The 6,741-nt window shown below is 53.4% G+C and carries 6 protein-coding genes; all 6 read left to right on the top strand.

Annotated elements, in window-relative coordinates; translation table 11 throughout:
* The coding region (locus OR1_RS20235; RefSeq protein WP_041974902.1) for a methyl-accepting chemotaxis protein at window positions 1–563 on the top strand (563 nt) is incomplete at its 5' end.
* 143 nt (window positions 564–706) lie between these two features.
* Window positions 707–1,204 (top strand): chemotaxis protein CheW, encoded by a 498-nt coding sequence (locus OR1_RS20230; RefSeq protein WP_041974900.1) that lies wholly within the window; start codon window positions 707–709, stop codon window positions 1,202–1,204.
* Window positions 1,205–1,623: 419 nt separating this feature from the next.
* Complete coding sequence (locus tag OR1_RS21245) at window positions 1,624–3,324, top strand: cache domain-containing protein (protein WP_160295290.1); 1,701 nt, start codon at window positions 1,624–1,626, stop codon at window positions 3,322–3,324.
* Window positions 3,296–3,943 carry a response regulator transcription factor gene (locus tag OR1_RS20220; protein ID WP_041974898.1) on the top strand — a complete coding sequence of 216 codons (648 nt, stop codon included), beginning with the start codon at window positions 3,296–3,298 and terminating at the stop codon, window positions 3,941–3,943. The genes OR1_RS21245 and OR1_RS20220 overlap by 29 nt, the downstream gene beginning before the upstream one ends.
* A 491-nt stretch (window positions 3,944–4,434) precedes the next feature.
* Window positions 4,435–5,334 (top strand): carbonic anhydrase, encoded by a 900-nt coding sequence (locus tag OR1_RS20215; RefSeq protein ID WP_160295289.1) that lies wholly within the window; start codon window positions 4,435–4,437, stop codon window positions 5,332–5,334.
* A 54-nt stretch (window positions 5,335–5,388) separates the two neighbouring features.
* Window positions 5,389–6,741, top strand: a 1,353-nt coding sequence (locus OR1_RS21240) for a HAMP domain-containing protein (protein ID WP_193377116.1), incomplete at its 3' end; no start/stop codon positions are given.

Below are 6,741 nucleotides of genomic sequence, written 5' to 3'. Positions count from 1 at the left end.
TTGAAGCGGCGCGTGCCGGCGAACACGGCAAAGGGTTCGCAGTCGTCGCCTCCGAGGTCAGGAAACTGGCCGAACGGAGCCAGAACGCCGCCGGCGAGATCAGCGAGCTGTCCGGCTCCAGCGTCGAGGTCGCGGAAAAGGCCGGTGCCATGCTCGCCGGCATCCTGCCCGACATCCAGCGGACCGCCGAACTGGTGCAGGAGATCTCCGCCGCCAGCAAAGAACAGGACACCGGCGCCGAGCAGATCAACAAAGCCATCCAGCAGCTCGATCAGGTCATCCAGCAGAACGCCGCCGTTGCCGAAGAGATGGCCTCCACCGCCACCGGGTTATCCGGCCAGGCCGATCAGCTGATCAGCTCCATCGGCTTCTTCAAACTCGACCTGTCGGACCTTAGGAGCAGCCAGCGGCAACTGCCGGCGCAGCCACCGTCATCGCCTGCTGAAAGTGCCAAGCCCAAGCAGCTGGTAGCCAAGGCCCCGAAAAAGATGGCCGTCAATGAGAGCGGTTTCGGGCTTAATCTGGGGAAAGACCAGCTGGATAAAGAATTCGAGAAATACTAGAGGCGGTGAAAGGTGAATAGTGAAAGGTGAAAAAAGGCGGTGAAAAGTGAAAAAGACAGTGAAAGGTGAATAGTGAAAGTGAAAGAATCAAATCTTCACTATTCACCATTCACTATTCACAGAAGTTATTCACGGAGGATAAAATGAGCGTAGCAGGGATAACGGAAACGATACAGTGTCTCACCTTCAAGCTCGGTGATGAAGTCTTTGCCGTCAACGTCGCCAAGGTCCGCGAGATCCTTGACTTCACCACGGTTACCAAAGTCCCCCAGACCCCTGATTTCATGCGGGGCGTTATCAATCTCAGGGGGAGCGTCGTACCGGTGGTTGACATGCGGCTCAAATTCGGGATGACCGCCACGGAAAAGACCGTCAACACCTGCATCATCGTCATGGAGATCGCCCTGGACGGCGACACCTCCATAGTCGGGGCCTTGGCGGATTCGGTTCAGGAGGTCCTGGAACTGGAGCCGGAGCAGATCGAAGCAGCGCCGCGGATCGGGACCAAGCTCAACACCGAGTTCCTGATCGGCATGGGCAAGCATAACGAGACCTTCATCATGATCCTCAATATCGACAAGGTCTTTACCTTTGAAGATATGGAATCGATGCAGGGAGGCGGCAGCCAGGCCGCTGCCTGAGCAGACGGAAACCGGCAAGGCATGATAGTGACACAAAGCGCCATGGGCAACCATGGCGTTTCAATTGTAAGAATAGTGGAAAAGATGGTCTGATCATGCAGTAGTTTATTGTTATTGGTATTCTCTAAGGGTTTTTAGCTCTCGCTGCTAAGGGAATCCCTTATTGAGGGCTTCTCATCTTTCTCCGATTATCAATTCATAACCTCATAGTTTGATGCTTCGATGGTTTTAATCGATCTCACTGGAAAAGATCTTTGTGACAAGGCTGTGTTATCAAAATGGTCTGTAGTCATCTGGTGAAGTTAATGGCGAAATGAATGCCACTACCAGGAGACGGAACGGGTAGTTTGCTTTTGCCTACGATTCGCACCTATATTCTTATTATCATTTTGCTTATGGCCGTGGTCCCTCTGGGCATAATGACTTATTCAGCCCATAAGGAGCGTCAGCATGACCTGTTTGATGCAACCCTTGTGGTGGAGCGGCTTGCCGGCGAGATAAAGAATGACCAGGAGGTCCTGCTGGCGGGAGCCGAGCAGCTGCTCAGTGCCATCTCTTACCTCCCTGCGGTGCAACAGCGTGATTCCGCAAAGGTAAACCGGCTGCTTGCCGAAATGATCAGGACGCATCCGCAGATATCAAATTTTGTGATGTTTGACGCTAACGGTTCGCTCTGGGCTTCAGCGGTGCCGGTGAAAGAACCGATGAATGCCGGACACCGGAGGTTCTTCAGAAATGCCGTGAGTACTGGCCGATTTTCCTCCGGTGAATACATCATCGGACGCCTTTTAAATCAACCGATTATTAGCTTTGCCTATCCATTCAAGGATAACGGTGGGCGGATAAGGGACGTAGGTGTCATTTCATTATCCCTTTCCCATTATGACAAAAAGCTGAAAATAAGTGAGTTGCCGCAGAAAACCTCACTCACGCTGTTCGACCACAAGGGGACGATCCTGTTTCATAATATTTTGCCTGATCTGATCGGCAGGCCTGACCGGCCGGACCATTTTCGCTTTATGCAGGCAGGGCCAGACGAGGGGACCTTTGCCGGGAGCGGCAACTTGAATATTCCCCGGATCTTTGCCTACAAGAAACTCCGCCTGGATAGCGAGGCAACGCCCTACATGTATGTCCGTACCGGGATTCCTGCAGAGATTGTTTCCAGAAGGGCAAACTCCTCGTTCTGGTTCAACATCGTGGTGCTTACGTTCAGTACTGCAATGGTAGTTGCCCTGGCAGCCTATATCTGCAAACGTGGGATACTGGATAAGATTGCCTTGTTGCTGCAGGCGACCAGGCAGGTATCAAAAGGGAATCTTAATGTTCGCATTTCCGACCATGTTTCCGGTGGAGAGCTGGGAGAACTTGGGCGTGCTTTTGATGCCATGTCAGAGGCGCTGATCAGCAACCGGCAACAGCTGACCGCTCTTTCGGCAGAGCTTGCCCTTGCCGAAGAAAAGGAACGGCGACGGCTGGCTGTTGAACTCCACGACCAGATTGGTCAGACACTCGCATTTGCCAAGATAAAGCTTGATTCACATCTGAAGATGCATGGCCAGCTTCCTGCAAATGATCTGGCAGAGGTCCGCAGGCTCGTCGAGGATTCGATCCGTTCGGTACGGTCGCTGACATTGGAGATAAGCCCACCGCTTCTCTATGAAGTCGGTCTTGGTGCCGCGCTGGAGACTTTGGGCGAGCGCTTCCAGGCTGAGCATGGCTTCCTGGTGGAGCTACGCGATGACCGAGCGCCCAAGCCGCTGCGCGAAGAGGTCAAGGTAACTATTTTCCAGATGGTGCGGGAACTCTTGGTCAACGTTGCCAAACACGCCCGGGCACAGAATGTTGTTATTGAAATTGTCAGAGAGTCCAATGAGTTGAGGTTGACAGTCCGGGATGACGGTATTGGTTTTGACTCTGCGAAATCACTGCGACAGCATGGTGTTCATGGGGGGTTCGGACTGCTGAGTATTTGTCAGCGTATTGAACACCTTGATGGGCGAGTTTATATAGACGCCAAAATCGGCCTGGGGAGTAATATCTCTTTATGGGCGCCACTCGATAAAAATGAATTGGCAGAGGAGTGTAATGATGGGAATTACGATACTACTGGTCGATGACCACCAGATTGTTAGGCAAGGTCTGGTTTCGCTGTTGAAAGAGGAAGAAGGCATAGCCATAGTCGCCGAGGCGGAAAATGGCATTGAGGCGGTGCAGCGAGCCATGGAGCTATCTCCTGATCTGGTGATGATGGACATGAGCATGCCAAAAATGAACGGAATCGAGGCGATCAAACGGATCAAAGCGGCTAACCCGGATATGCACGTGCTTGCATTGTCGATGCACGACGAGCGGCGGTTCGTGCTGGAGGCGTTGGAAGCCGGCTCCAGGGGCTATCTTCTCAAAGACTGCGCCGTTGACGAACTGGCAACGGCCATCCGCACGGTCTGCAGGGGCGAGGTCTACCTGAGCAGCAGGATAACCAACATCATCGTTGATGAGTACCAGATGAATCATCGCAATCAGCCCTCCAAGCTCAAATCCCTGTCTGAGCGTGAGTGCCAGGTGTTGCAGCTGATTGCCGAGGGTTACAATACCAAGGAGATTGCTTTTAAACTGGAACTGAGCATCAAGACCATTGAGACCCATCGAACAAATATCCAGAAAAAGCTGAAGCTTACGAACGTTGCGGACCTTACAAAGTTAGCGCTTCGTGAGGGGATGATCACTCTCGATTAAATAAATGTTCCAGTATATTAAGGTGTTCACTTTCGAGTACAGCGTCATTGCGCCGAAAGTAGTAGGCTGATAGAGCTATGAGTAACATTATATCCCTCTAAGGTAATCCCTTATCTCCTTATCGATATCCCTTATTCATTTCCACCTTCTCTTATCCGAATAAACAAAATGTACCTCAAAGGTAAACGGTTAAAGCAAGGTCAATGATATGCGGCATTCTCAAGGAATGCCGATGTCACTGGGACCAATTCTGGAAGAGGATGCGGGCAAACAGCAGCGACGATCCGTCCATTAATAGTCCACATAGCGGCTGCAATTGTGTCGCTTGATCTGGCGATCAACTGTTGAATGCTCTGACGATCCGCGGTGGCTCTTACATGTTGTGCAGAATTTACATGGCTGCCAATACAATCGCACTTTCTATATAGTTGAGCAAATTTTGCGTGTTGAAGCAAATGAGAGGTGATTTTAAGCAAACGGAGGGGCCAAAAATGAAATGGTTCTACGACCTTAAACCCAGCACAAAGTTCCTTAGCAGCTTCATCCTGATTCCCCTGATTGCCGGTGGGGCCTGGGCTGAAACCGGCATCGACAAGAGGGTCGAGGAGTTCAAGGCCGGCATGGAGAAGACTGCCCCGCACGGAGAGGGGAAAGCAGTGACGGCCGTCCATGGCGACAACGGCAACAAGCCTGCAGCGCACACTCCGGCGAAAAAGGAGAAGCACGCTGCAAAAGGTCATAGCCAAAAGGCGACGGCATCCCATGGTGGAGGGGGGCACGGTGAGCATGTTGCCGGTATCAACGCCGATGAGGCGCTTAATCAGCTCCTCAATGGCAACAAGCGCTATGTGTCGGGGCATGCAAAAGGACCCAACAGGACGGTTGCCCGAAGGACGGAGCTTGCCAGGGCTCAGCATCCGAAAGCGGTGGTAGTCAGCTGTTCCGATTCGCGGGTGCCTCCGGAACTGCTGTTCGACCAGGGGTACGGCGATATATTCGTGGTGCGGACTGCCGGCAATATTGTCGACTCCATCGCACTGGGGAGTATCGAGTACGCAGTGGATCATCTCGGCACAAAACTGGTGCTCGTGCTGGGGCATGAGCGTTGTGGAGCAGTAACGGCAGCTCTGCAGGGAGGAGAAGCGCCTGGGAATATCAAAAGTGTCGTGGAAATGATAAAGCCGGCCGTGGAAAAAGGTAAAGCCCGCCATTCCGGACACGGCGAGCTTCTCGACACCTGCATCAGGTCGAATGTCAAGCAGGTTGCGGAAAAGATCCGTACGGCAGCGCCGATCATTTCGGAAGCGGTAGAAGATGGCATGGTGAAAGTAATGGGTGCGTATTACGACCTGGACAGCGGAGCTGTGAACATGACCTATATGCCGAACTGACCGGATATCAAGGTTGAATGTTACGGGGTTTCACTAAACACCAAGGAGATCGATATGAACATCATGAAAAACATGAAGATAGGCACCAAGATACTCGGACTCGCGGGCATTCTGATCATTATTATGTGTGCTCTGGCCGGATACGGTATTTTGCAGCTTAAGAGCACCGGAGACGAGATCAAGGCTCTGGATGAGCGGGAGATACCGCTTACGGCGGCAATCAACGATATCTCCGGGATTCAGAAGGAACAGGAAGTCATGCTCCAGCGCGCCATCCGCCTGGGTATCACCAATCAAACGGCGGAGCTGAAGAAAACCGAAGAGGAGTTCGTGAAAAAGGTCAAAGAGTCGGCAGAGCTGTTGAAGAAAAGCGACGCCCTGATTGACAAGGCGCTCAAGGAGACTGCCGGTGATGCCGTTGCCCAGAAGGAGTTTAAGGAGGTATCCGAGCATCTGAAAGCGATTGAGAAAGAATACAAGGACTTCGATCAGGAGGCCGACCAGGTGATGGTCCTGCTCCTGCAGGGCAAATTGAGCGCAGCGGCCAGCCTTGAGGAAAAGGCGGAGAAAGCCGGGACCGATCTCGATGCCGCACTCAACGGTCTTGTTAATCTGGTCGACAAGAATGTCGACGCGGCGACCAAGAAGATTGAAGAGGATGAGGCTCTGGCGATCAAGATGATGGCAATCCTGACCGTAGTGGCGCTGATTCTTGGGCTGGGGATCGGGATCACGGTTACCCGCGAGATCAAGCGTCAGCTTGGCGGTGAACCGGCCTTTGTCGCCGAGGTCGCCGGGTGCGTGGCCGTAGGCGACCTCTCCATGCAGCTCGATATAGACGGCAAAGACAAGGCGAGCATCGTCGTAGCTATGCACAACATGGTGGAAACGATCAAGGCCCTGGTTTCGGATGCCAACATGCTCTCAGCCGCCGCCGTCGCCGGCAAGCTCGACACCCGCGCCGACGCCTCCAAACATCAGGGTGAATTCCAGAAGATCGTGGCCGGTGTCAACGACACCCTCGATGCGGTCATCGGGCCGTTGAACGTTGCCGCCGAATATGTCGACCGGATCTCCAAAGGCGACATCCCGCCGCGGATCACCGACTCCTACAACGGCGACTTCAACGAGATCAAGAACAACCTCAACCAGGCCATCGACGCCGTCAACGCCCTGGTTGCCGACGCCAACATGCTCTCCGCCGCCGCCGTTGCCGGCAAGCTCGACACCAGAGCCGATGCCTCCAAACATCAGGGTGACTTCCGTAAGATCGTCCAGGGGGTAAACGAGACCCTCGATGCGGTCATCGGGCCGCTGAACGTCGCGGCCGAGTATGTCGACCGGATCGCCAAGGGCGATATCCCGCCCAAGATCACCGATCAATACAGCGGCGACTTCAACGAGATC

This window comes from Geobacter sp. OR-1 (genome assembly GCF_000813145.1).
Classification (GTDB): Bacteria; Desulfobacterota; Desulfuromonadia; order Geobacterales; family DSM-12255; genus Geoanaerobacter.
Note: the sequence above shows the minus strand (reverse complement) of the source record. Positions and strands in the feature narration are given on the sequence as shown.

What these genes read in the sequence shown, in the direction of transcription:
- OR1_RS20230 (WP_041974900.1), top strand. Translation starts at nt 707, where the DNA reads ATGAGCGTAGCAGGGATAACGGAAACGATACAGTGTCTCACCTTCAAG.
- OR1_RS21245 (WP_160295290.1), top strand. Translation starts at nt 1,624, where the DNA reads ATGACTTATTCAGCCCATAAGGAGCGTCAGCATGACCTGTTTGATGCA.
- OR1_RS20220 (WP_041974898.1), top strand. Translation starts at nt 3,296, where the DNA reads ATGGGAATTACGATACTACTGGTCGATGACCACCAGATTGTTAGGCAA.
- OR1_RS20215 (WP_160295289.1), top strand. Translation starts at nt 4,435, where the DNA reads ATGAAATGGTTCTACGACCTTAAACCCAGCACAAAGTTCCTTAGCAGC.